The sequence below is a fragment of the Streptomyces atratus genome (genome assembly GCF_900119365.1).
Classification (GTDB): Bacteria; Actinomycetota; Actinomycetes; order Streptomycetales; family Streptomycetaceae; genus Streptomyces; species Streptomyces atratus_B.
On sequence record NZ_FPJO01000024.1, the window covers coordinates 1 to 24,597 of the forward strand.

Below are 24,597 nucleotides of genomic sequence, written 5' to 3' on the forward strand. Positions count from 1 at the left end.
AGACGACTGGGTTGATAGGCCAGATGTGGAAGCCCGGTAACGGGTGGAGCTGACTGGTACTAATAGGCCGAGGGCTTGTCCTCAGTTGCTCGCGTCCACTGTGTTAGTTCTGAAATAACGAACGGCCGTGTTGTTCCGGTGTTGTTTATTTCATAGTGTTTCGGTGGTCATTGCGTTAGGGAAACGCCCGGTTACATTCCGAACCCGGAAGCTAAGCCTTTCAGCGCCGATGGTACTGCAGGGGGGACCCTGTGGGAGAGTAGGACGCCGCCGAACTCCTTTTACGGGAAAGCCCCGTGCCCTTGTGGCACGGGGCTTTTCTGCGTTTACGGACATTTACCGGCCGGTCGTCCGATCGAGTCGTTCCGTCGGGGCCGGCCTCGCGCGGGCAGGTCCTGCATCGTAACGGGAGGGGCCTGGCAGGCCCTGTGAGAGCCCGTCAGAGTCTTCTGCGGCCAGTGGTTTTGAGCATCCTTGAGTTCAGGGTATGCTTTACCTCGTTGCCACAGCGCAGCAGGCCCCAATAGCTCAGTCGGTAGAGCGTCTCCATGGTAAGGAGAAGGTCTGCGGTTCGATTCCGCATTGGGGCTCAGAAGAAAAGGAAAGGCCCCCGCCAGTCGGCGGGGGCCTTTCTTGTTGATGCGGCCGTACTAGGCGGTGGGAGGCTCGGGCACGCGCATGGCGAGGATGGCCATGTCGTCCGAGGCCGGCTCGGCGGCGAAGCGCTCCACCGCGCGCAGGATGCGAGCCGCCACCGCACCCGCCGTGAGGCCGGTGCAGGTCGCCAGAACGTCCGCCAGACCGTCGTCGCCCAGCATGCGGGTGCCCTCCCGGCGTTCCGTGACGCCGTCGGTGACGCACAGCAGGACATCGCCCGGGGCGAGGGTCACCGTCTGCTCGTACAGTTCGAGTTCCTCGATGACGCCCAGCAGCGGCTGGGGCTCGGCCGCTGCTTCGACCGACCCGTCCTGACGCAGGCGCAGCGGCAGCGGGTGTCCTGCGCAGACCACCTTCAGAAGGGCGCTGCCGTCCTCCTGGGGCCACAGCTCGCCGTACAGGAGGGTCAGGAAGCGGCTGCGGGCGCCCTCGTCCAGGATGGCGGCGTTGAGGCGCTCCAGGACGGCGGGGCCGCCGAAGCCCTCGCGGGCGAGGAGGCGCAGGGCGTGGCGGGCGAGGCCTGTGACGGCCGCGGCCTCCGGACCCGTACCGCATACGTCGCCGATGGCGAAGCCGTAGGCGCCGTCGCGGATCGGGAAGACGTCGTAGAAGTCACCGCCGACCTCGTTGCCCTCGCCGGCCGCACGGTAGATGACCTCGATCTCGACATTGGGGACCGCGGGCAGCCCCGGCGGCAGCAGACTGCGCTGCAGGGACTGGCTGATCGCCATGCGCTCCGAGTAGAGGCGGGCGTTGTCGAGGGCCAGGGCGGCGCGGCGGGAGAGGTCCTCGGCCAGTTCCAGGATCTCCTGGCGGAAATGGTCGTCGGAGGGCTTGCCGAGCGTCAGCATGCCGATGACACGGTTACGGGCCACGAGCGGCAGGACCACCGTCTCGCCGCCCACCGCGGCCGCGGTGGCGAGCGTCGTACGGATGCCGGAGCCCAGCCTGCCCGGTTCGACGAGCCGGCCGGTCTCACCGAGGCCGAGCGTGCGCATCGAACTCCGCAGGGCCGCCTGGTGGGCGGCCTCGGACGGGGCGGTCCAGACGCGCGCGCCGGGGGTCGGTACGGGGTCGGGCGGTGCGATCTTGGAGAGCAGGGCCTTGAGCCCGTCGATGCGCTCCTCGTCCTCGTGCAGGACGTAGGAGAGGTACGGCTCGGACGACTGGTCGGCGATCGTGTACACGGCGCACCAGGTGGCCAGGGTGGGGACCGTCATCTGGGCCATCAGAGCCAGGGTCTGGTCCCGGTCGAGGGTTCCGGCCAGCAGGTCGGAGGCCTCGACGAGGAAGGAGAGGGAACCGCGGCGGAGGCGCTCCAGCTCGCCCAGGCGGGCCGACTCGACCGCCAGCGCGATCCGGTCCGCGGCGAACTGCAGACGCAGGGCCTCCTCGTTCGAGTAGCGGCCGGCCGATTCGGCGGCGACGCCCAGGGAGCCCGTCAGCCGCCCTTCGACCTTCAGCGGGACGGTGACGACGGAACGCATCCCGGTCCCCCCGAGCAGCGGGACGGCGCCCGGCACGTTCTCGAGGTCTTCGTGGACGGCGGGCATCCGGGCGGAGCCGTACCGTCCGGTTCCGGCCTCCACCGGGACGCGGGCGAAACGCTGGCGGGCGGAGGGCAGGCCCGTGGTGGCCCGTACCTCCAGTTCCGTCTCGTCGTCCGTCGCCAGCAGCAGGAAGGCCGCATCGGCGTCGAGCATGTCGCGGGCCCGTTCGACCGTGCGCTGGAGCAGGCCGTCGAGGTCGTCGGGGGCGGGGGAGCCGATGAAGATCTCGAACGGGTCCGTCTTGCCGCTCTCGGCGTTCGTGTCGGACACCGGGGTGCGGGCCGGTGACTGGAGCACGGCGCGTTCGTAGTCGCGAACGAGCAGACAGACGGTCGAGGGCTCGCCGTGGGTGTCGCGGACCCGCAGGTGCGAGGCGTAGACCGGGATGATCCGGCCGTCGGCGCCCCGGATCCCGTAACTGCCCTCCCAGCGCGAGAGCTGGAGGGCGTCGACGATGCCCGTGTTGGTGCCCGGGGTCTGGGGCCAGGCGGTGAAGTCGGTGAGCTGTTTCCCGGTGACCTGATCCGCGGTATGGCCGAAAAGGAATGCGGCGTCCTCGTTCCAGGCCGCGATGGAGCCGGCGCTGTCGATCTGGACGACCGCCACCCGGACGCGTTCGTCGGCGACGGGGAGCAGCCTCACGGGGAGCAGCGGACCCGCCGAGCGGATGCCCACCGGGCGTTCGGGCAGGTCGAGCTGGAACCAGACATGTTTGCGGGTGGGCGAGTACTCGACGCCCCATCGGGTGGCGAGTGCCGCGCAGAGCAGCAGCCCGCGGCCGTTCTCGCGGTCCGGGCTGCCGAAGTCCGGGCCCGCGCTCTGGAGCGGGACCTCGCGTTCCGGGTAGTGGTCGGAGACCTCGATCCGGACGCCGTCCTCCGTGCGCAGACACAGCACGTCCGCGGCGGTGCCCGCGTGGACCACGGCGTTGGTCACCAGCTCGCTGGTGAGGACGACCGCGTCGTCGACGACATCGGTGTAGCCCCACCCCTGGAGGGTGTCGCGGACAAAGGCGCGGGCGGTCGCGACGGAGCGCCCGACCGGGTCGAAGGTGGCGGCCGCGCGCGCGGTGATCACAGCACTCCCCATTGGTGTCTCGTCGCTTCCCCGAGTCCTGTGCCCGTTTCTCGCCGCTTCGATTCGCCTGCCAGGCTAGACGCTCGGTCTCGGTGCCGGATACACGAGGGCCGACTTCGGGCAGGAGCGAGCAGGAATGGACCTGTGAACGGACAAGTGTGGGCTTCTCAACCGAGGGATGTGGGACAACCCTTGGAGCTTGTACCCCGGCTGCGTCGGGCCTGGTACGTTTCAACGATTTGACGTCCCCATGGTCACCCGTCGACGGTGGGCTGTGGCGGTGAGCCAAAGAAGAACTGGGCAAGCTCCCAGATAAGGCCCGAGCGATACGGTCAACCCCTGCGGGAGGGACACGGTGGAGTCTGGCGTGGCGGCGCGGGGCAAAAGCACGCGCACAAAAGGCGGACAGTCCGTGAAGAAACAGCGCAATGGAACCATCGACGTGGACGCGGCAGCGCTCAACAAACTGCTGGCGGGCCTCGTGGCGATGCGCGACGGGAATTTCCGCAGGCGTCTGACCGTCTCGGGCGACGGTGTGATGGCGGAGATCGCGGCGGTCTTCAACGAGGTCGCCGACCGCAATCTGCATCTCACCGGTGAGCTGGCCCGGGTGCGGCGGGTGGTCGGACGTGAGGGGAAGCTCACCGAGCGGCTGGAGACGGGCGCCTGCGAGGGCTCCTGGGCCGCCGCGATCGACGCCTCCAACGAGCTCGTCGACGATCTGGCACGTCCGGTCTCGGAGGTCGGACGGGTGCTGTCGGCGGTGGCCGACGGTGACCTCGAACAGCGGATGGAACTGCGCTCGCACACGTCCGACGAGACGGTACGGCCGCTGCGCGGCGAGTTCCTGAAGGTCGCCCGTACGGTCAACAGCCTCGTCGACCAGCTGTCGGCGTTCACCGAGCAGGTGACGCGGGTCGCGGTCGAGGTGGGTACCGAGGGCAAGCTGGGCGGGCAGGCCCAGGTGCGCGGGATGTCCGGGTCGTGGAAGGACCTCACGGACTCCGTGAACACCATGGCGTACCGGCTGACCGCGCAGGTGCGCGACATCGCCCTGGTGACGACGGCGGTCGCCAAGGGCGATCTGTCGCGGAAGGTCACCGTCCATGTGGCCGGAGAGATGCTCCAGCTGAAGAACACCGTCAACACGATGGTCGACCAGCTGTCGTCGTTCTCCTCCGAGGTGACCCGGGTCGCCCGTGAAGTGGGCACGGAGGGTGAGCTCGGCGGGCAGGCGACCGTGCCGGGTGTGGCGGGGGTGTGGAAGGACCTCACCGACTCCGTCAACACGATGGCCGGGAACCTCACCTCCCAGGTGCGCGGGATCGCCGAGGTGACCACGGCCGTCGCCAACGGCGACCTGTCCCAGAAGGTCACGGTGAGCGCCCGCGGCGAGGTCGCGCAACTGGCCGAGACCATCAACCAGATGACCGACACGTTGCGGCTCTTCGCGGACGAAGTGACCCGGGTGGCCAGCGAGGTCGGTGGTGAGGGTCTGCTCGGCGGTCAGGCGAAGGTGCCGGGTGCGGCGGGGACCTGGAAGGACCTCACCGACTCGGTGAACACGGTCTTCCGGAACCTGACGACCCAGGTGCGGGACATCGCGCAGGTGACCACGGCGGTGGCCAACGGTGACCTGTCGCAGAAGGTCACGGTGGACGTGGCCGGCGAGATGCTGGAGCTGAAGAACACCGTCAACACGATGGTGGACCAGCTCCAGGCCTTCGGTTCGGAAGTGACCCGGGTGGCCCGGGAGGTCGGCGTCGAGGGCCGGCTCGGCGGTCAGGCCGAGGTGCCGGGCGCGGCGGGGACCTGGAAGGACCTCACCGACTCGGTGAACGCGGCGTTCCGCAACCTCACCGGGCAGGTGCGCGACATCGCGCAGGTGACGACCGCGGTGGCCAACGGTGACCTGACGCAGAAGGTCACCGTCGATGTCGCGGGCGAGATGCTGGAGTTGAAGAACACCGTCAACACGATGGTGTCGCAGCTCTCCAGCTTCGCCGACCAGGTGACGGGGATGGCGCGTGACGTGGGGACGGAGGGCCGCCTCGGGGGCCAGGCCCGGGTGGACGGCGTCTCCGGCACCTGGAAGGAGCTCACCGACTCCGTCAACTTCATGGCCGGGAACCTGACTTCACAGGTGCGCCAGATCGCTCAGGTGACCACGGCGGTGGCGCGGGGTGACCTGTCGCAGAAGATCGACGTGGACGCCCGTGGCGAGATCCTGGAGCTGAAGAACACCATCAACACGATGGTCGACCAGCTCTCCGCCTTCGCCGAGCAGGTGACCAGGGTCGCCCGCGAGGTCGGTACCGACGGGCGGCTCGGCGGGCAGGCGCAGGTGCCCGGCGTGGCCGGGGTGTGGCGTGATCTGACCGATTCGGTGAACGGCATGGCGGGCAACCTCACCGCTCAGGTCCGTAACATCGCGCAGGTCGCCACGGCGGTGGCGCGGGGTGACCTGTCGCAGAAGATCGACGTGGACGCGCGCGGCGAGATCCTGGAGCTGAAGAACACCATCAACACGATGGTCGACCAGCTCTCGAACTTCGCCGAGCAGGTGACCAGGGTCGCCCGCGAGGTCGGTACGGAGGGCATCCTCGGCGGCCAGGCCGAGGTGCAGGGGGTGTCCGGTACGTGGAAGGACCTCACCCAGTCCGTCAACGGCATGGCGAACAACCTGACCATGCAGGTCCGCAACATCGCCGAGGTCACCACCGCGGTCGCCAACGGTGATCTCTCCAAGAAGATCACCGTCGACGCCCGGGGCGAGATCCTCGAACTGGTCACGACCGTCAACACCATGGTCGACCAGCTGCTCAACTTCGCCGACGAGGTGACCAGGGTCGCCCGTGAGGTGGGCACCGAGGGCATCCTCGGCGGTCAGGCCCGGGTGCCGGGTGCGACGGGCATCTGGAAGGACCTCAGCGACAACGTCAACCTGATGGCCAACAACCTGACCAGTCAGGTGCGGAACATCTCCCGGGTCTCGTCGGCGGTCGCCAACGGCGATCTGCGCAAGAAGGTCACCGTCGAGGCGCGCGGCGAGGTCGCCGAGCTGGCGGACACCGTCAACACGATGGTGACGACGCTGTCCTCGTTCGCCGACGAGGTGACGCGAGTCGCCCGCGAGGTGGGCACGGAGGGCGAGCTGGGCGGCCAGGCCAGGGTGCCCGGGGTTTCCGGTACGTGGAAGGACCTCACCGAGTCGGTGAACTCGATGGCGTCCAACCTGACCGGTCAGGTGCGTCAGATCGCCGCGGTCACCACCGCCATCGCCAAGGGCGACCTCACCAAGAAGATCGACATCGACGCGCGCGGTGAGATCCAGCAGCTGAAGAACACCATCAACACGATGGTGGACCAGCTGTCCTCCTTCGCCGAGCAGGTGACCAGGGTGGCCCGCGAGGTGGGCACGGAAGGGCAGCTGGGCGGCCAGGCCCGGGTCCGGGACGTCGACGGCACCTGGCGCGACCTCACCGAGTCGGTGAACGAGATGGCCGGAAACCTCACTCGCCAGGTGCGGGCCATCGCGGCCGTCGCCACCGCGGTGACCCGTGGCGATCTCAACCTGAAGATCGATGTGGACGCGGCCGGCGAGATCCAGGCCCTCCAGGACAACATCAACACCATGATCGCCAACCTGCGCGACACCACGGCGACCAACAAGGAACAGGACTGGCTCAAGGGCAACCTCGCCCGGATCTCCGGCCTGATGCAGGGCCGCCGCGACCTGGACGACGTGGCCTCGCTGATCATGAGCGAGCTGACGCCGGTCGTGTCCGCGCAGCACGGCGCGTTCTTCCTGGCCATGCCGACGGGGGACACCGGCGCGGTGGGCACGGACAGCGATGCGGAGGGCTCGTACGAACTCTGCATGAGGGGCAGCTACGGATACTCGGCGGGCTCGATGCCGACGTCCTTCCGGCCGGGCGAGACGCTCATCGGCACGGCTGCCGAGGAGAAGCGGACCATTCAGGTGGACAACGTTCCGCCGGGATATCTGAAGATCTCCTCCGGTCTCGGAGAGGCGCCGCCCGCACATGTGATCGTGCTGCCGGTGCTTTTCGAGGGAAAGGTGCTCGGCGTGATCGAGCTGGCGTCCTTCCAGCCGTTCACCCACATCCAGCGGGACTTCCTCAACCAGCTCGCGGAAATGATCGCGACGAGCGTCAACACCATCAGCGTCAATACGAAGACCGAGAAGCTCCTCGAACAGTCGCAGGAGCTGGCCGAGCAATTGCGGGACCGTTCACAGGAGTTGGAGAACCGGCAGAAGGCCCTCCAGGCCTCCAACGCCGAACTGGAGGAGAAGGCCGAACTGCTCGCCCAGCAGAACCGCGACATCGAGGTCAAGAACACCGAGATCGAGGAGGCCCGTCAGGTCCTGGAGGAGCGCGCCGAGCAGCTCGCGGTCTCGATGCGCTACAAGTCCGAGTTCCTGGCGAACATGTCGCACGAGTTGCGTACGCCACTCAACTCGCTGCTCATTCTCGCCAAGCTGCTCGCGGACAATGCCGAGGGCAATCTCTCGCCGAAGCAGGTGGAGTTCGCCGAGACGATCCACGGGGCCGGTTCCGATCTGCTCCAGCTGATCAACGACATTCTCGATCTGACGAAGGTCGAGGCGGGCAAGATGGATGTCAGCCCGACCCGGATCGCACTGGTTCAGCTGGTGGACTACGTGGAGGCGACCTTCCGCCCGCTCACCGCGGAGAAGGGGCTCGACTTCTCCGTGAGGGTGTCGCCGGAACTGCCGGCGACACTGCACACGGACGAGCAGCGGCTGTTGCAGGTGCTGCGCAATCTGCTCTCCAACGCGGTGAAGTTCACCGACAGCGGGGCGGTCGAGCTGGTCATCCGGCACGCCAGCGAGGATGTGCCGAACGCCATCCGTGAGCAGCTCCTGGAGGCCGGCTCACTGCGTGACGCGGACGCCGACCTGATCGCGTTCTCGGTCACCGACACCGGTATCGGGATCGCTGCCAGCAAGATGCGGGTGATCTTCGAGGCGTTCAAGCAGGCGGACGGTACGACCAGCCGCAAGTACGGCGGCACGGGGCTCGGACTGTCCATCAGCCGGGAGATCGCCCGCCTGCTGGGCGGCGAGATCCATGCGGCCAGCGAGCCCGGCCGCGGTTCGACCTTCACGCTGTATCTGCCGCTGCAACCGAGCGAGTTGCCGCCGCAGGGATACCCGCAGATCGGCCCCGGGCCCATCGAGGCGCATCGCGCGGCGGTCGAGGAGGGACTGCTGCCGGAGGCCGGTGCGGGTGCCGACGCGGCGGCCGCGGCGCCGGGTCCGGCCGGTGCGGCCGGTCTGATGCGGCGCCGTCGCAAGAGCCTGGAGAGTGCGGAGCGCCGGCCCGTGCTGCCGCCCCGGAGCACCGCCCCGGCGGCTGCGCAGGAGCCGTGGACGCTCGCCGGGCAGGAAGAACCCGAGGTCCGCAGGGCGTTCCGGTTCCGCGGCGAGAAGGTGCTCATCGTCGACGACGACATCCGCAACGTCTTCGCGCTCACCAGCGTGCTGGAGCAGCACGGTCTTTCGGTGCTGTACGCGGAGAACGGGCGCGTGGGCATCGAAGTCCTGGAGCAGCACGACGATGTGACGGTCGTGCTGATGGACATCATGATGCCGGAGATGGACGGCTATGCCACGACGGCGGCGATCCGCCGGATGCCGCAGTTCGCCGGGCTGCCGATCGTCGCGTTGACGGCGAAGGCGATGAAGGGTGACCGGGAGAAGGCGCTCGAATCCGGCGCTTCCGACTACGTCACCAAGCCCGTCGATCCTGATCATCTCCTTTCCGTAATGGAGCAGTGGATGCGCGGAGAGTGATCATTAGTTGAGTGAATTGCGATGAGTTGATGATCGACTGTGCTCGCAGGGGTGTGAGAAGGCGCTGTACGGGGAACCTTCTGGTCCCTCACCGCGTTTCTGCTGTGTGCACAGTGACATCGCGGTGACAGGGTGTGGCGACGGGCGGGGTGCGGCTACCATGACCGGCACAAGGACGGACGGCGTAAGGGAGTCGTCCCCTGGGGCGGCGCCCGGTGCAATTCCGGGGCGAGGAGGACGGGCCATGGTGCAGAAGGCCAAGATCCTCCTGGTCGATGACCGGCCGGAGAATCTGCTGGCGCTGGAGGCCATCCTCTCTGCGCTCGATCAGACACTGGTGCGGGCATCGTCAGGGGAGGAAGCGCTCAAAGCGCTGCTCACGGACGACTTCGCGGTCATTCTGCTGGACGTCCAGATGCCGGGCATGGACGGTTTCGAAACCGCCGCGCACATCAAGCGGCGGGAACGGACCCGGGACATCCCGATCATCTTTCTCACCGCGATCAATCACGGTCCGCATCACACCTTCCGGGGTTATGCGGCGGGCGCGGTGGACTACATCTCGAAGCCGTTCGACCCGTGGGTGCTGCGGGCCAAGGTCTCGGTCTTCGTCGAGCTGTACATGAAGAACTGCAAGCTGCGCGAGCAGGCGGCGCTGCTGCGGCTCCAGCTCGAGGGCGACGGGGGAGGCTCGGACCACGAGAAGGAGCCCGCCGGGCTGCTGGCCGAGCTCTCGGCGCGGCTCGCGGCCGTCGAGGAGCAGGCCGAAGCGCTCTCCAAGCAACTCGACGACGAGTCGGCGGACGCCGCTGCGGTGGCCACCGCAGCCCATCTGGAGCGCAAGCTGACCGGGCTGCGCCGGGCATTGGACGCCCTGGAGCCCGGCACCGGAAGCGGCACGGCCGCCCTTCCCTCGTAACGCCGCGGCCGTTCCGTAGCGACCGGGTGCCGGGGCCGGGCCGTGTCGGCGGTGGTCCGGTGGTGCGACTTCCGGCCGGGGGCGGGCGGTTGTCCGGAGCCCCGGCCAACCGCCCCTTGCGCGGCGCCGTTCGGCGGTCCGTGAGCGGGACCTCCGGCGGTGAGGTCGCGTCAGTTCGCCGCCCCTGTACAGCGACACGGACGGGTGAAGCGGCACGCGCTCGTGTTAACAGCCGTGGACACCGGTAACCTCGGCACCATGGCCTCACGTACGTCCGGCAAGGGTTCCCAGGGCACGGCGGGCACCGCGAAGCGCGTCGGCCGTACCGCGGGACCGGCCAAGAAAGCCGCGCCCGCGAAGAAGACCGCCGCCAAGAAGACCGCGCCCGCGAAGAAGGCCCCCGCCAAGAAGGCGGCGGCGAAGAAAGCGGCCCCGCCCAAACCCGCCCCGTCGCCCACCAACGGCGTCTACCGCATGGCGCGCGCCGTCTGGCTCGGTACGGCCCACGCCGTCGGAGCGATGTTCCGCGGCATAGGGCGCGGCGCGAAGGGGCTCGACCCCGCACACCGCAAGGACGGCGTCGCGCTGCTGCTGCTCGGGCTCGCGCTGGTCGTCGCCGCGGGCACCTGGTCGAATCTGCGCGGCCCCGTCGGCGACCTGGTGGAGATGCTGGTCACCGGGGCCTTCGGCCGGCTCGATCTGCTCGTACCGATACTGCTCGGCGCCATCGCCGTACGGCTGATCCGCTACCCGGAGAAGCCCGAGGCCAACGGCCGTATCGTCATCGGGCTCTCCGCCCTCGTCATCGGGGTGCTCGGGCAGGTCCACATCGCGTGCGGATCGCCCGGCCGGGAGGACGGCACCACGGCGATGCAGAACGCGGGCGGGCTCATCGGCTGGGCGGCCTCCAAGCCGCTGATCTACACGATGGGCGAGGTCCTCGCCGTACCGCTGCTGCTGCTGCTCACCGTCTTCGGGCTGCTGGTCGTCACCGCCACCCCGGTGAACGCCATCCCGCAACGCCTCCGGCTGCTCGGCACCAAGCTGGGCCTCCTCCACCCGGAGTACGACCCCGAGGCGGACGAGGAGAACGACGACGAGCGCTACGAGGAGCAGTGGCGCGAGCAGCTTCCCGCCCGGTCCCGCCGCTCCCCGGCCCGCCGTTCCGAAGCGCCCGACGAGTACGAGCCCGAGCCCGAGCAGGCCGAGGCCGAAGCGCTCTCCAAGCGCCGCCGGACGCGCCGGCCGTCCGTGCAGCCCGCGATGAACCGCACCATGGACGCGGTGGATGTGGCGGCCGCCGCGGCCGCAGCCCTCGACGGGGCCGTGCTCAACGGCATGCCGCCCTCGCCGATCGTCGCCGACCTCACCCAGGGCGTCTCCGTCGAGCGCGGACGCCCGGGCACACCGGTCCCCGGTGCCAGGGAGGGCGAACCCTCCTCCGGAAGAGGGAAGCAGCCGGCGCCCGCGGGCGGCGTACCCGATCTCACCAAGCCCGTCCCCGACTCGCAGTCCCAGCCGCTGCCGGCCCGCGCCGAACAGCTCCAGCTCTCCGGCGACATCACCTACTCGCTGCCCTCGCTCGACCTGCTGGAGCGCGGCGGCCCCGGCAAGACCCGCAGTGCCGCCAACGACGCCATCGTCGCCGCCCTGACGAACGTCTTCACCGAATTCAAGGTCGACGCCGCCGTCACCGGCTTCACCCGCGGACCGACGGTCACGCGGTACGAGGTGGAACTCGGCCCCGCGGTGAAGGTCGAGCGGATCACCGCGCTCGCCAAGAACATCGCCTACGCCGTCGCCAGTCCCGATGTCCGGATCATCTCACCGATCCCGGGCAAGTCCGCGGTCGGCATCGAGATCCCCAATACCGACCGGGAGATGGTCAACCTCGGTGATGTGCTGCGCCTCGCGGACGCCGCGGAGGACGACCACCCGATGCTGGTCGCGCTCGGCAAGGACGTCGAGGGCGGCTATGTGATGGCCAACCTGGCGAAGATGCCGCACGTGCTGGTGGCCGGTGCGACCGGTTCCGGAAAGTCGTCATGCATCAACTGCTTGATCACCTCGGTCATGGTGCGGGCGACCCCGGACGATGTCCGGATGGTCCTGGTCGACCCCAAGCGCGTCGAGCTGACCGCGTACGAGGGCATCCCGCACCTGATCACGCCGATCATCACCAATCCGAAGCGCGCCGCCGAGGCGCTCCAGTGGGTCGTGCGGGAGATGGACCTGCGGTACGACGACCTCGCAGCGTTCGGGTACCGGCACATCGACGACTTCAACCAGGCCGTCCGCAACGGCAAGGTCAAGCCGCCGGAGGGCAGTGAGCGCGAGCTCTCGCCCTATCCGTACCTGCTGGTGATCGTCGACGAGCTCGCCGACCTGATGATGGTCGCTCCGCGTGACGTGGAGGACGCCATCGTCCGGATCACCCAACTGGCCCGTGCCGCGGGTATCCACCTGGTGCTCGCGACCCAGCGGCCCTCGGTCGATGTCGTCACCGGTCTGATCAAGGCGAACGTGCCCTCCCGGCTCGCCTTCGCGACCTCGTCGCTGGCCGACAGCCGGGTCATCCTCGACCAGCCCGGCGCCGAGAAGCTCATCGGAAAGGGTGACGGTCTGTTCCTGCCGATGGGGGCGAACAAGCCCACCCGTATGCAGGGCGCCTTCGTCACCGAGGACGAGGTCGCGGCCGTCGTCCAGCACTGCAAGGACCAGATGGCGCCGGTCTTCCGCGAGGACGTGGTGGTCGGCACCGCCAAGAAGAAGGAGATCGACGAGGACATCGGCGACGACCTGGATCTGCTCTGCCAGGCCGCCGAACTGGTCGTCTCCACCCAGTTCGGGTCCACCTCGATGCTCCAGCGCAAGCTCCGGGTCGGCTTCGCGAAGGCCGGCCGGCTGATGGACCTGATGGAGTCCAGGAACATCGTCGGGCCCAGCGAGGGATCCAAGGCCCGCGACGTCATGGTGAAACCCGACGAGCTGGACGGGGTGTTGGCGCTGATCCGCGGGGAATCCGCTCCGTAGGAGAAGTAGGTGAAGTACGGGCAACCGTTTCGCCGGGTCGTACGTCAACTTGAAGGGAGGGGCGGCAGAATTGTCCTTCCCGGGACGGTCCGGTGAATCGGACGGTGTTCGAGTCCGATGGAGGACAAAGTCCTCCGTCCCGGTTGCCCCACCCTTTCGTAACCCCCCTAGACTGAACACCCAGCAGGTGGCTCACGCTCGAAAGGCGCCCCCGTGTCCATCGGCAACTCCCCCGAAGACGACCGGCCTTCGATCGGTCGAGTGCTCCAGCAGGCTCGCATCGGCGCAGGTCTCACGGTCGAAGAGATCAGTTCGTCCACCCGGGTGCGCATCCCCATCGTGCACGCGATCGAAGAGGACGACTTCTCCCGCTGCGGCGGCGACGTGTACGCGCGCGGCCATATCCGTACGCTGGCGCGTGCCGTCGGGCTCGATCCGGAACCGCTGGTCTCGCAGTACGACGCGGAGCACGGCGGCCGTCCCGCACCCACGCCCGCGGCGCCGCTGTTCGAGGCCGAGAGAATCCGTTCCGAACCCCGTCGGCCCAACTGGACGGCGGCCATGGTCGCGGCGATCGTCGTCGTCGTCGGTTTCGTCGGCTTCACGTTCTTCAAGGGCGGTGACGACACCCCCGCGGCCACCCAGCTCGCGGAGGGGGCGGCACCCAACACGAAGACCCCCAAGCCGAAGACCGACAAGACCGTCGACCCCAAGCCGGCGCCCTCCGACAGCGCCATCGCCGCGGCCCCCAGGGACAAGGTGACGGTGCGGCTCAACGCCAACCAGGGCAAGAGCTGGATCTCCGCCAAGGACCACAACGGGCGGCTGCTCTTCGACGGACTGCTGCTCCAGGGCCAGACCAAGACCTTCCAGGACCAGGAGCGGGTCGACCTCGTCCTCGGTGACGCCGGCTCGATCGAGCTCTTCGTGAACGGCAAGAAGGTCGAGGACAAGTTCCAGCCCGGCCAGGTCGAGCGGCTCTCGTACACGAAGGGCGACCCGGCGGTCGGCTGACCCGTACACGCACCGTTTCCTCCGGCGGCATCGACGACACGGCGAGCGCCCGGCAATCCTGCCGGGCGCTCGCCGCATTTGTTACTCGGTGTAACGGTGGAACCCTGCGCGGCAGGGCGAGTGCCGGGACAAAGTAGTCTTGAGCCCATGCCCGAACGCCGTACCGTCGCCCTTGTCACTCTTGGCTGCGCCCGTAACGAGGTGGACTCGGAGGAGCTCGCAGGCCGCTTGGCAGCGGACGGCTGGGAGCTCGTCCAGGACGCCTCCGATGCGGATGTGGCCGTCGTCAACACCTGTGGATTCGTCGAGGCCGCCAAGAAGGACTCCGTCGACGCCCTGCTCGAAGCAAATGATCTGAAGGACCATGGCAGGACCCAGGCCGTGGTCGCCGTCGGCTGCATGGCCGAGCGCTACGGCAAGGACCTCGCCGAGGCCCTGCCCGAGGCGGACGGCGTCCTCGGCTTCGACGACTACGCCGACATCTCCGACCGCCTCCAGACCATCCTCAGCGGCGGCGTCCACGCCTCGCACACCCCGCGTGACCGCCGCAAGCTGCTGCCGATCAGCCCGGCCGAGCGGCAGGACGCGGCCGTGGCCCTGCCGGGGCATGCCCAGGAGGCCGAACCGGCCCCCGCGCCCGAGGACCTCCCCGAGGGTGTCGCGCCGGTCTCCGGGCCGCGGGCGCCCCTGCGCCGTCGGCTGGGCACCAGCCCCGTCGCCTCGGTGAAGCTCGCCTCCGGCTGCGACCGCCGCTGCTCCTTCTGCGCCATCCCGTCCTTCCGCGGATCCTTCATCTCGCGGCGCCCCTCGGACGTGCTCCAGGAGACCCGCTGGCTGGCCGAGCAGGGCGTCAAGGAGGTCATGCTGGTCTCCGAGAACAACACCTCGTACGGCAAGGACCTCGGCGACATCCGGCTGCTGGAGACGCTGCTGCCGGAACTCGCCGACGTCGAGGGCATCGAGCGGATCCGGGTCAGCTACCTCCAGCCGGCCGAGATGCGCCCCGGCCTGATCGACGTGCTGACCTCGACGCCGAAGGTCGCGCCCTACTTCGACCTGTCCTTCCAGCACTCGGCCCCCGGTGTGCTGCGGGCGATGCGCCGCTTCGGCGACACCGACCGGTTCCTGGAACTGCTGGACACCATCCGCAGCAAGGCTCCGCAGGCCGGTGCCCGCTCCAACTTCATCGTGGGCTTCCCCGGCGAGACCGAGGCCGACCTGGCGGAGCTGGAACGCTTCCTCACCGGTGCCCGGCTCGACGCCATCGGCGTCTTCGGCTACTCCGACGAGGAGGGCACCGAGGCCGTCGGCTACGAGAACAAGCTGGACGCCGACGTCATCGCCGAGCGGCTCGCGCACATCTCGCAGCTGGCCGAGGAGCTGACCTCGCAGCGTGCCGAGGAGCGCCTGGGCGAGTCGCTCCAGGTCCTCGTCGAGTCCGTGGACGACGAGGACGGCGCGGTGGGGCGTGCGGCGCACCAGGCTCCCGAAACGGACGGCCAGGTGCTCTTCACCACACGCGAGGGCCTCGTGCCCGGCCTTATGGTCGAGGCAAAGGTCGTGGGCACCGAAGGAGTGGACCTGGTGGCCGAGTGTTCCGGACTCATGGAGGCGGCCAGATGACGGGAGTCCCGGCATCCGCGGCAGGTGGCTCCGGCGCGAAGCCGGTCCGCGGCGGCAAGCTGGGCACTGCGGCCGTCAATCAGGCCAGCCTGTGGAACATCGCCAATCTGCTCACCATGCTGCGGCTGGTGCTGGTGCCCGGCTTCGTACTGCTGCTGCTGCACAACGGCGGGTACGACCCGGCCTGGCGGTCGTTCGCCTGGGCGGCCTTCGCCATCGCCATGATCACCGACCTGTTCGACGGTCATCTGGCCCGCACCTACAACCTGGTCACCGACTTCGGGAAGATCGCCGACCCGATCGCGGACAAGGCGATCATGGGCGCGGCGCTGATCTGCCTCTCGTATCTCGGCGATCTGCCCTGGTGGGTCACGGGCGTGATCCTCTTCCGCGAGCTCGGTATCACGCTGATGCGCTTCTGGGTGATACGGCATGCGGTGATTCCGGCCAGTCGTGGCGGGAAGATGAAGACCCTGGCGCAGGGGACGGCCGTCGGGATGTACGTCCTGGCGCTGACCGGTCCACTGGCCACCCTGCGCTTCTGGGTGATGGCGGTGGCCGTCGTGCTGACGGTCGTCACCGGGCTCGACTATGTGCGCCAGGCCGTCGTGCTGCGCCGCAAGGGGCTCGCGGCCGAGCGGGCCGCCGCGGAAGCCGCAGGAAGCCGTGACTCGGCGGGGGCCGAGCGGTGACTGCCGCGGCCGGGGTGCTGGAGCTGCTCGTGGAGCGGGGGGAGACCCTTGCCGTCGCCGAGTCGCTGACCGGCGGTCTGGTCGCGGCGGAGCTGACTTCCGTGCCGGGTGCCTCGAAGTCCTTCCGGGGCTCCGTGACGGCGTACGCGACGCCCCTGAAGCGGGACTTCCTGGGGGTGGACGGCGTTCTGCTGGCGGAGCGCGGTGCGGTCGACCCGGAGGTGGCGCGGCAGATGGCAGCCGGTGTGCGCCGCGTCCTCGGTGCGGACTGGGGCATGGCCACCACCGGGGTCGCGGGCCCCGAGCCGCAGGACGGCAAGGCCGTGGGCACGGTCTATGTCGCGGTGGCCGGGCCGGACGGGGTGGAGAATATGACCGAGCTGAGATTGAACGGCGGGCGGGCGGACATCCGTAGGGAGAGCGTACGGAGCGTGCTCGAGCTGCTCTCCGCCGAACTCGGCAAGAATGCAAGGGCACAGGATACGGAACAGAACGGGGGGAATTGATGTTTGCAGCCCTGAGTGAACACGACATCGCTCCCCGCACGGCCGCGGCGCAAGGCGGTACGGTGGGGCGTGAAGGATGCGGCTACGCGGTCCGAGGAGGGAGCCACCGATGATTCTGCTCCGTCGCCTGCTTGGTGACGTGCTGCGTCGGCAGCGCCAGCGCCAAGGCCGTACTCTGCGCGAAGTCTCCTCGTCCGCCCGAGTCTCGCTCGGCTATCTCTCCGAGGTGGAGCGGGGGCAGAAGGAGGCATCCTCCGAGCTGCTCTCCGCCATTTGCGACGCGCTTGACGTACGGATGTCCGAGCTCATGCGTGAAGTGAGCGATGAGCTGTCGCTGGCCGAACTGGCCGAGTCGGCAGCAGCCAGCGATCCGGTGCCTGTACCGGTGCGGCCAATGCTCAATTCCGTCTCCGTGACGTCGGTGGCGGGTGTGCCGACGGGACGGGTGACCATCAAGGCGCCCGCGGAAGCGGTGGATGTCGTCGCCGCCTGACCCGCGTGGTCCGGTGTGAAGCACGGAGCCCCGGTCGGCCCCTTGAGGGGGCGGCCGGGGCTTTCGCGTGCTCCGGGGAGGGGCGGGTTCGGGTGGAGCATTGAGCCGTCCTCGAATGACCGTTTTGTTTCGTTTGTGTCATCGTGGGTGGTGCTGAGCAGGGGAGTCATTCCCCAGCTCTCCCCCTACCCGAAGGAGTCGTAGTGGTTGACGAAGGCGCCAAGGACAAGATCAAGGGCAAGGCCAAGGAGGCCATGGGCAAGATGACCGGCGACCGGCGCAAGGAGGCCGAGGGCAAGACGGACCAGGCCAAGGGCCGGGCCAAGGACGCCATGAGCGATGCCGAGAAGCGCGCGAAGGGCATGAAGGACTCGCTGCGCCGCGACGAGCACTGACAGCTTCCGGCCGAGCCCCCACACGAAGCGGTGGGGGCTCGGTGGTGCCCTGGCGCCGCTCGTTCTGGATGCGGCCCGGGTGTTGCCGGGTGAGACTGCGAGGAGCGCGTAACGGTCCTTGGCTGTGCACAGCGCGCCGGTGGTGCGCCGATGCGCCCTCCCGCCGGGCGAGCGCGCCGCACTAGGGTCCTTCGTTTGGATCAGGCCGGAGGAGGCAGCCATGGTACGGCGATGGGTGCCGGCGCTCGTTCTCGGCGGGGTGTGGTGGTGGGCCGTGCTGCGGCTCGCGCTGGAACCGGCCCGTGCGGGGCTTGTCGAGGGTGCGGTGGCGGCGGGCGGATGGGGGCTGAGCCTGCTGCCCGTGCACGCGGCCGCGACCGCCGGGCCGGCGGGAGTGGGGCGCTGGTTCGGTGTCGGGATGCGGTGGGCGGAGCGGGGTGGACGGGCTACCAGGGCATGGCTGCGCCGCCGTTGGGGCGGAGGATCTGGCCGGTCATGAAGGCCGACGCGTCGGAAGCGAGATGCAGGACGGTGTGGGCCACGTCCTCGGGTTCGCCCACCCGCCCCAGCGGGGAGATCCGCGCCATCGTCGCCTCCACCCGGTGCTGCCGGTCCGCATCGTGGCGGGCGGTCATGGGGGTACGGATCCAGCCCGGGGCCACGGCGTTGACGCGGATCGCATGCGGCCCCAGCTCGGTCGCCAGCGTCTTCGTCAGCTGGACGACTGCCGCCTTGGCCGCGCTGTAGCAGAGCAGCCCCGGGCCCGCGGAGTCGACCGCTCCCGAGGCCATGGTGATCAGTGAACCGGGAGCGCCGCGCGCGATCAGGCTGCGGGCCACCTCCTGGCAGGCGTACAGCACGCCCTTGAAGTTGACCGCGAGGACGCGGTCGAGATCTTCGTCCGAGGTCTCCAGAACGGTGCTCGTGTGCATGATCCCGGCGACGGCGGCCAGGATGTCGAGGTCGCCCGCGGCGGCCACCGCGGCCCCGACCCGGCCCCGGTCGGTGACATCGAGGACGTGGATGCGGGCCGCGCCGCCCGCCCCCGTGATCAGTTCCCGGGTCTCCAGCAGGCCCGTCTCGTCCAGGTCCGCGCAGTGCACGGTGGCGCCCGCGGCGGCGAGCAGGACGGCGCAGGCTCGGCCGATACCGCCCGCGGCGCCGGTGACGAACGCGGAGCGGCCCGTGAGGTCGTACGCGGTGAGGGACATGACCGGACGGTACGACTGGATCTGACGGATCGTCAACTATTGTGTGGGGCCCGACTGGCAGCGCGGGCACCAGTAGGTGGGGCGGGCGTCCTGGTCCGCGGTGCGGATGGGGGTGCCGCAGCGCAGACAGGGGCGGTCGGTCCTGCCGTAGACCCAGAGCCGCTCCTTCGGGCCGTGTCCACGCGCGGTGCGCGGGGTCGTGGTCGTGCGCGTCGGGCGGTCGCGATTGGCTTCGAGGAGCTGTTTGGCCGTGGTGACCAGGCGGGCGGCGGTGGGGGCGGGGAGGTCGCCGACGGCGAGCCAGGGGGTGGCGCGGGCCAGGAAGCAGAGCTCGGCCTTGTAGATGTTGCCGATTCCGGCCAGGTTGCGCTGGTCCAGCAGGGCATCGCCGAGGGGACGGCCGGGGTCGGCGAGCAGATTGCGCAGAGCGGTCCCGGGGTCCCAGTCCGGGCCCAGCAGATCGGGGCCGAGATGGCCGACCGCCTTCGCCTCGTCCCGGGTGCGGAGGAGTTCGAGGACGGGCAGCCGGTAGCCGACGGCGGTGTGCTCCGCGTTGCCGAGGACGGCGCGGATCTGGTGGGCGGGGCCGCCGCGCCAGCGCTCGCCCGCGGCGTAGACGCGCCAGGCGCCGTCCATCCGGAGATGGCTGTGGAGGGTGAGACCGCCCTCGACGCGGGTGAGGAGGTGCTTGCCGCGCGAGACGACGTCCAGAACCGTCCGGCCGGTCAGGTCGGCGGTGGCGAACCGGGGCACGCGCAGGTCGGAGCGGGTGAGGACCCGGCCGGCGAGTGCGGTGCCCAGACGTCCGGCCGTCTGCAGGACGGTGTCTCCTTCGGGCATGTCTCCATGATGCGGGCGGGGCGGCGTGTGCGGGGTGCGGTGATACGAGGAGTGGGGTGCGCCGGTGGGTCAGGCGCGCAGGCGGAGCCCCCTCGGGGTGGCGAGGAAGCCGGCCGCCTCCAGCGTGCGGCCGAGGGGGGAGGTCAGCGAGGGGGCGCCGTTGGTGCGCTCGACCGTGACCGTGCCGAGCGCTCCCGCGCGGGCGGCCGCCGCCAGCGCACCCGCTGCCGCGAGGAGCGCCGGGTCGTCCGGGTCGGTGGGCCAGGCCAGCAGCGTCTTGCCGCCGCGCTCCATGTACATCGCCAGCTCGCCGTCGACCAGCACGACCAGGGCGCCCGCCTTGCGGCCGGGCTTGTGCCCGGCGCCGTCCGGCGGCTCGGGCCAGGGCAGGGCCGCTCCGTAGGCATTGGCCGGGTCGGCCGCGGCGAGCACCAGGGCACGGGGCGCGGCGCCGATCTCCGCGCGGTCGCGGGCGGTGGACGTGGCGCGCAGCCGGTCCACCGCGCCGTCCATCGCGAACTGTGCCGCCCCCAGCCCCTCGACGACATAGCCGCGCCGGGCCTGCCCGTTGTCCTCGAAGGCGGACAGGATGCGGTACGTCGCGGAGAAGCCGCCCTCGACGCCCTCGGCCTGGACCGCGCCGCGGGTCACCACCCCGTGGCGGTCCAGGAGCGTGCGGGCCAGGGCATGCGCACGATGTGTGGGGTCGGGTTCGGTGGCGGGCAGCAGGGACCAGCGGCCCGAGACGGTGGGCGGGCCGGTGCGGGACACGGGCCGGGCGGCGGCGGTGAGCGAGCCGTAACGCCCGCGCGGGACACTGCGTCTGGCGCGGTGGGCGGTCGACCCCGCCGTGCGACCGGAGCCGAGGAGCGAACGCAGCGGGGCGAGGGTGTCGTTGGTGAGCCGGCCCGACCAGGCCAGCTCCCAGATGGCATCGGCCAGTTGCGGATCGGTGCAGTCCGGATGGGTGGTGGCCCGGACCTGATCGACGATCTGCCGGAAGAACAGGCCGTATCCGCCGCTCAGGGCGGTCAGGACGGATTCGTGCAACGCGCTGAGTTCCAGCGGGTGCGGAGGCGGGAGGAGCAGGGGCGCACTGTCGGCGAGGTAGAGGGACAGCCAGCCGTCCTTGCCCGGGAGGGCGCCCGCGCCGGCCCAGACGACCTCGCCGGTGGTGGTCAGCTCGTCGAGCAGCGCGGAGGTGTAGTCCGTGACCCGGCCCGGCAGGATCAGCTTCTCCAGCGCCGACGCCGGGACGGGCGCACCCTGCAACTGCTCGATGGCGCGGGCCAGTCCGTCGATTCCGCGCAGGCTGTTGCTGCCCAGGTGCTGCCACTGCGGTAGGAAACCGGCGAGTGCGGCGGGCGGGACCGGCTCCAGCTCGTGGCGGAGCGCGGCGAGCGAACGGCGGCGCAAGCGGCGCAACACGGTGGCGTCGCACCACTCCTGGCCGATACCGGCGGGATGGAACTCGCCCTGGACGATCCGGCCGGACACGGCGAGCCGTTGCAACGCCCCGTCCGTGACGGCGGTGCCGAGGCCGAAGCGGGTGGCGGCCCCGGTGGAGGTGAACGGGCCGTGCGTACGGGCGTATCGGCCGAGGAGGTCGCCGAGGGGGTCCTTCACCGGTTCGGTGAACGCCTCGGGGACGCCGACCGGGAGAGCGGTGCCCAGCGCGTCCCGCAGGCGGCCCGCGTCCTCGATCGCGGCCCATTGGCCGGCCCCGCTGATCCGGACGCGGATGGCCCGGCGGGCCGCGGACAGCTCGGGAGCCCATGACGGGTCGGCGCCGCGCTCCGCCAACTCCTCGTCGGTGAGCGGGCCGAGGACCCGGAGCAGGTCGGCGACGCCCTCGACGTCCTTGATCCGGCGGTCCTCGGTCAGCCATTGGAGCTCCTGCTCCAGCTCGGTCAGGACGTCCGCGTCGAGCAGCTCGCGCAGCTCCGCCTGGCCGAGGAGCTCCGCCAGCAGATGGGAGTCGAGAGAGAGGGCGGCGGCCCGGCGTTCGGCCAGGGGCGAGTCGCCCTCGTACAGGAACTGGGCGACGTAGCCGAACAGGAGCGAGCGCGCGAAGGGCGAGGGCTCCGGGGTGGTCACTTCGACCAGCCGGACGCGGCGTGCTTCGAGGTCGCCCATGAGTTCTGTGAGCCCGGGGACGTCGAAGACGTCCTGGAGGCATTCGCGGACCGCCTCCAGAACGATCGGGAAGGAGCCGAACTCCGAAGCGACCTGGAGCAGTTGCGCGGCGCGCTGGCGCTGCTGCCACAGCGGGGTGCGTTTGCCGGGGCTGCGGCGCGGCAGCAGCAGGGCGCGGGCGGCGCACTCGCGGAACCGGGAGGCGAACAGCGCCGAACCACCGACCTGGTCGGTGACGATCTGACCGATCTCACCCTGGTCGAACGTCACGTCCGCCGCACCGACGGGCGGTTGTGCGCTGTCGTACGAGAGGCCCGGCAGCGGCGCCGGGTCCTGGGCCGGCCCCTCGGAGAGGTCCTGGGCGGGATCGAAGTCCAGGAGGTCCAGGCCCATCAGATCCGCGTCGGGCAGCCGCAGCACGATGCCGTCGTCGGCATGCATCACCTGGGCGTCCATGCCGTACCGCTCGGCGAGGCGGGCGCTCAGCGCCAGCGCCCACGGTGCGTGCACCTGCGCGCCGAACGGGGAGTGGACCACGACCCGCCAGTCACCCAGCTCGTCCCGGAAACGCTCGACGAGGATGGTCCGGTCGTCCGGCACGTGGCCGCAGGCGCGGCGTTGTTCGTCAATGTACGACAGGGTGTTGTCGGCGGCCCAGGTGTCGAGACCGGCGGCGAGCAGCCGCGCGCGGGCGTCCTCCTGCGACAGCCCGCCGATCTCGCGGAGGAACGCTCCGAGCGCGCGCCCCAGCTCCAGCGGGCGGCCCAGCTGGTCGCCCTTCCAGAACGGCAGCCGGCCGGGAACGCCGGGGGCGGGCGAGACCAGGACCCGGTCGCGGGTGATGTCCTCGATCCGCCAGGACGTGGTGCCGAGCGTGAAGACGTCGCCGACCCGGGACTCGTACACCATCTCCTCATCGAGCTCACCGACCCGGCCGCCGCCCTTCTTGGGGTCGGCGCCCGCGAGGAAGACCCCGAAGAGCCCCCGGTCGGGGATCGTCCCCCCGGAGGTGACGGCGAGCCGCTGCGCGCCCGGACGGCCGGTGACCGTGCCGGCCACCCGGTCCCAGACCACGCGCGGGCGCAGCTCGGCGAAGGCGTCGGAGGGGTAGCGGCCGGCGAGCATGTCCAGCACGGCGGTGAACGCGGACTCGGGCAGTGAGGCGAAGGGCGCGGCGCGGCGGACCGCCGCCAGCAGGTCGTCCACCTGCCAGCTGTCCAGGGCGACCATGGCGACCAGTTGCTGGGCCAGCACGTCCAGTGGGTTGGACGGGACCCGGAGCGCCTCGATGGAGCCCTCGCGCATCCGCTCGGTGACCACGGCCGCCTGCACCAGATCGCCCCGGTACTTCGGGAAGACCACTCCGGTGGAGACCGCGCCGACCTGGTGTCCGGCCCGGCCGACCCGTTGCAGGCCGGAGGCGACCGAGGGTGGCGACTCGACCTGGATCACGAGGTCGACCGCCCCCATGTCGATGCCCAGCTCCAGGCTGGAGGTGGCGACGACGGCCGGCAGCCGGCCCGCCTTGAGGTCCTCCTCGACCTGGGCGCGCTGTTCCTTGGAGACCGAGCCGTGGTGGGCGCGGGCGAGCAGCGCGGGGGCGCCCTTCGCCGCGCCGGACTCGGCCATGATCTCGGCGGGGGAGTGGGACTCGGCGATCGTCTCGCCGGTGAGCCGCTCGTACGCGATCTCGTTGAGGCGGTTGCACAGCCGCTCGGCGAGGCGCCGGGAGTTGGCGAAGACGATGGTGGAGCGATGCTGCTGGACGAGATCGACGATCCGCTCCTCGACATGGGGCCAGATCGACGGCTTGTCCGCCCGGCCTGCCTGGTCGGGGTCGGTGGCGGGGGAGCCGCCGAGCTCACCCAGATCCTCGACCGGCACGACCACCGACAGGTCGAACCGCTTGGTGGACGGTGGCTGGACGATCTCCACCTTGCGCCGGGGCGAGAGGAAGCGCGCCACCTCGTCGACCGGACGGACCGTCGCCGACAGGCCGATCCGCCGGGCGGGACGCGGCAGCAGCTCGTCGAGACGCTCCAGCGTCACGGCGAGATGGGCGCCCCGCTTCGTACCGGCCACGGCGTGCACCTCGTCGAGGATCACCGTCTCGACGCCGGACAGCGCCTCCCGGGCGGACGAGGTCAGCATCAGAAACAGCGATTCGGGTGTGGTGATCAGGATGTCCGGCGGCCGGGTCGCCATCGAGCGGCGCTCGGCGGGCGGGGTGTCGCCGGAGCGGATTCCCACCCGGACCTCGGGCTCCGGCAGCCCGAGGCGCACCGACTCCTGGCGGATGCCGGTCAGCGGGGAGCGGAGGTTGCGCTCGACATCGACCGCGAGCGCCTTGAGGGGCGACACGTACAGCACCCGGCAGCGCTTCTTCGGCTCGGCGGGCGGCGGAACGGATGCCAGGGTGTCCAGCGCGGCGAGAAACGCGGCGAGGGTCTTGCCGGAGCCGGTCGGCGCGACCACCAGCACGTCCGAACCCTCGCCGATCGCGCGCCAGGCGCCCTCCTGCGCGGCGGTGGGCGCGCTGAAGGCACCCCCGAACCAGCCGCGGGTGGCGGGTGAGAACGAATCGAGCGCAGAGCCGGCCATGTCCCCCA

Annotated in this window: 14 protein-coding genes, 1 tRNA gene and 2 rRNA genes; 13 read left to right on the forward strand and 4 right to left on the reverse strand. The window is 70.2% G+C overall.

Annotated elements, in window-relative coordinates:
- The 3 genes from BT364_RS29955 to BT364_RS29965 all read left to right on the forward strand — a co-directional run.
- Nucleotides 1-83: ribosomal RNA gene (locus tag BT364_RS29955) — 23S ribosomal RNA — on the forward strand; the annotation flags it as partial.
- 76 nt (nt 84-159) lie between these two features.
- Nucleotides 160-276: ribosomal RNA gene (gene rrf / locus BT364_RS29960) — 5S ribosomal RNA — on the forward strand.
- A gap of 241 nt (nt 277-517) precedes the next feature.
- Nucleotides 518-590: transfer RNA gene (locus BT364_RS29965), tRNA-Thr, on the forward strand.
- A gap of 60 nt (nt 591-650) precedes the next feature.
- Here BT364_RS29965 and BT364_RS29970 read toward each other — a convergent pair.
- Nucleotides 651-3,284: a SpoIIE family protein phosphatase gene (locus BT364_RS29970; protein WP_072488375.1), complete on the reverse strand. Its 2,634-nt coding sequence runs from the start codon at nt 3,282-3,284 to the stop codon at nt 651-653.
- Between the two features lie 412 nt (nt 3,285-3,696).
- On the opposite strand from BT364_RS29970, the gene BT364_RS29975 reads away from it, so the two are divergent.
- From BT364_RS29975 to BT364_RS43430, 10 genes are all read left to right on the forward strand, one after another.
- Complete coding sequence (locus tag BT364_RS29975; protein WP_072488376.1) at nt 3,697-9,126, forward strand: HAMP domain-containing protein; 5,430 nt, start codon at nt 3,697-3,699, stop codon at nt 9,124-9,126.
- 244 nt (nt 9,127-9,370) lie between these two features.
- Complete coding sequence (locus BT364_RS29980) at nt 9,371-10,045, forward strand: response regulator (RefSeq protein WP_072488377.1); 675 nt, start codon at nt 9,371-9,373, stop codon at nt 10,043-10,045.
- Nucleotides 10,046-10,303: 258 nt separating this feature from the next.
- Nucleotides 10,304-13,078 carry a DNA translocase FtsK gene (locus BT364_RS29985; RefSeq protein ID WP_072488439.1) on the forward strand — a complete coding sequence of 925 codons (2,775 nt, stop codon included), beginning with the start codon at nt 10,304-10,306 and terminating at the stop codon, nt 13,076-13,078.
- Between the two features lie 213 nt (nt 13,079-13,291).
- Nucleotides 13,292-14,092, forward strand: a complete 801-nt coding sequence (locus BT364_RS29990; RefSeq protein WP_072488378.1) for a helix-turn-helix domain-containing protein — start codon at nt 13,292-13,294, stop codon at nt 14,090-14,092.
- Between the two features lie 147 nt (nt 14,093-14,239).
- Nucleotides 14,240-15,715 (forward strand): 30S ribosomal protein S12 methylthiotransferase RimO, encoded by a 1,476-nt coding sequence (gene rimO / locus BT364_RS29995; protein WP_072488379.1) that lies wholly within the window; start codon nt 14,240-14,242, stop codon nt 15,713-15,715.
- Nucleotides 15,712-16,407, forward strand: a complete 696-nt coding sequence (pgsA, locus tag BT364_RS30000; RefSeq protein ID WP_072488380.1) for a CDP-diacylglycerol--glycerol-3-phosphate 3-phosphatidyltransferase — start codon at nt 15,712-15,714, stop codon at nt 16,405-16,407. Before rimO ends, pgsA begins: the two co-directional genes overlap by 4 nt.
- Complete coding sequence (locus tag BT364_RS30005) at nt 16,404-16,913, forward strand: CinA family protein (protein ID WP_072488381.1); 510 nt, start codon at nt 16,404-16,406, stop codon at nt 16,911-16,913. The genes pgsA and BT364_RS30005 overlap by 4 nt, the downstream gene beginning before the upstream one ends.
- A gap of 109 nt (nt 16,914-17,022) precedes the next feature.
- Nucleotides 17,023-17,406 carry a helix-turn-helix domain-containing protein gene (locus BT364_RS30010; protein WP_018105285.1) on the forward strand — a complete coding sequence of 128 codons (384 nt, stop codon included), beginning with the start codon at nt 17,023-17,025 and terminating at the stop codon, nt 17,404-17,406.
- A 203-nt stretch (nt 17,407-17,609) separates the two neighbouring features.
- Nucleotides 17,610-17,801: a CsbD family protein gene (locus BT364_RS30015; protein ID WP_072488382.1), complete on the forward strand. Its 192-nt coding sequence runs from the start codon at nt 17,610-17,612 to the stop codon at nt 17,799-17,801.
- 220 nt (nt 17,802-18,021) lie between these two features.
- Nucleotides 18,022-18,300, forward strand: a complete 279-nt coding sequence (locus tag BT364_RS43430) for a hypothetical protein (RefSeq protein ID WP_072488383.1) — start codon at nt 18,022-18,024, stop codon at nt 18,298-18,300.
- On the opposite strand, the gene BT364_RS30025 is transcribed toward BT364_RS43430, so the two are convergent.
- The 3 genes from BT364_RS30025 to BT364_RS30035 form a co-directional block, all read right to left on the reverse strand.
- Nucleotides 18,248-19,012, reverse strand: a complete 765-nt coding sequence (locus BT364_RS30025) for an SDR family NAD(P)-dependent oxidoreductase (protein ID WP_072488440.1) — start codon at nt 19,010-19,012, stop codon at nt 18,248-18,250. The genes BT364_RS43430 and BT364_RS30025 overlap by 53 nt on opposite strands.
- A 36-nt stretch (nt 19,013-19,048) precedes the next feature.
- Nucleotides 19,049-19,852 (reverse strand): DNA-formamidopyrimidine glycosylase family protein, encoded by an 804-nt coding sequence (locus tag BT364_RS30030; protein ID WP_072488384.1) that lies wholly within the window; start codon nt 19,850-19,852, stop codon nt 19,049-19,051.
- Between the two features lie 69 nt (nt 19,853-19,921).
- The gene (locus BT364_RS30035) at nt 19,922-24,589 is read right to left on the reverse strand and encodes a DEAD/DEAH box helicase (protein WP_072488385.1); all 4,668 of its coding nucleotides are present in this window, start codon (nt 24,587-24,589) and stop codon (nt 19,922-19,924) included.
- Between the last annotated feature and the right edge of the window lie 8 nt (nt 24,590-24,597).

Bases quoted from the DNA above. Each gene is read 5' to 3' on its own strand.
- BT364_RS30035 (WP_072488385.1), bottom strand. From the start codon at position 24,589: ATGGCCGGCTCTGCGCTCGATTCGTTCTCACCCGCCACCCGCGGCTGG.
- BT364_RS29985 (WP_072488439.1), top strand. From the start codon at position 10,304: ATGGCCTCACGTACGTCCGGCAAGGGTTCCCAGGGCACGGCGGGCACC.
- rimO (WP_072488379.1), top strand. From the start codon at position 14,240: ATGCCCGAACGCCGTACCGTCGCCCTTGTCACTCTTGGCTGCGCCCGT.
- BT364_RS43430 (WP_072488383.1), top strand. From the start codon at position 18,022: ATGGTACGGCGATGGGTGCCGGCGCTCGTTCTCGGCGGGGTGTGGTGG.
- BT364_RS29980 (WP_072488377.1), top strand. From the start codon at position 9,371: ATGGTGCAGAAGGCCAAGATCCTCCTGGTCGATGACCGGCCGGAGAAT.
- BT364_RS30010 (WP_018105285.1), top strand. From the start codon at position 17,023: ATGATTCTGCTCCGTCGCCTGCTTGGTGACGTGCTGCGTCGGCAGCGC.
- pgsA (WP_072488380.1), top strand. From the start codon at position 15,712: ATGACGGGAGTCCCGGCATCCGCGGCAGGTGGCTCCGGCGCGAAGCCG.
- BT364_RS30030 (WP_072488384.1), bottom strand. From the start codon at position 19,852: ATGCCCGAAGGAGACACCGTCCTGCAGACGGCCGGACGTCTGGGCACC.
- BT364_RS30025 (WP_072488440.1), bottom strand. From the start codon at position 19,012: ATGTCCCTCACCGCGTACGACCTCACGGGCCGCTCCGCGTTCGTCACC.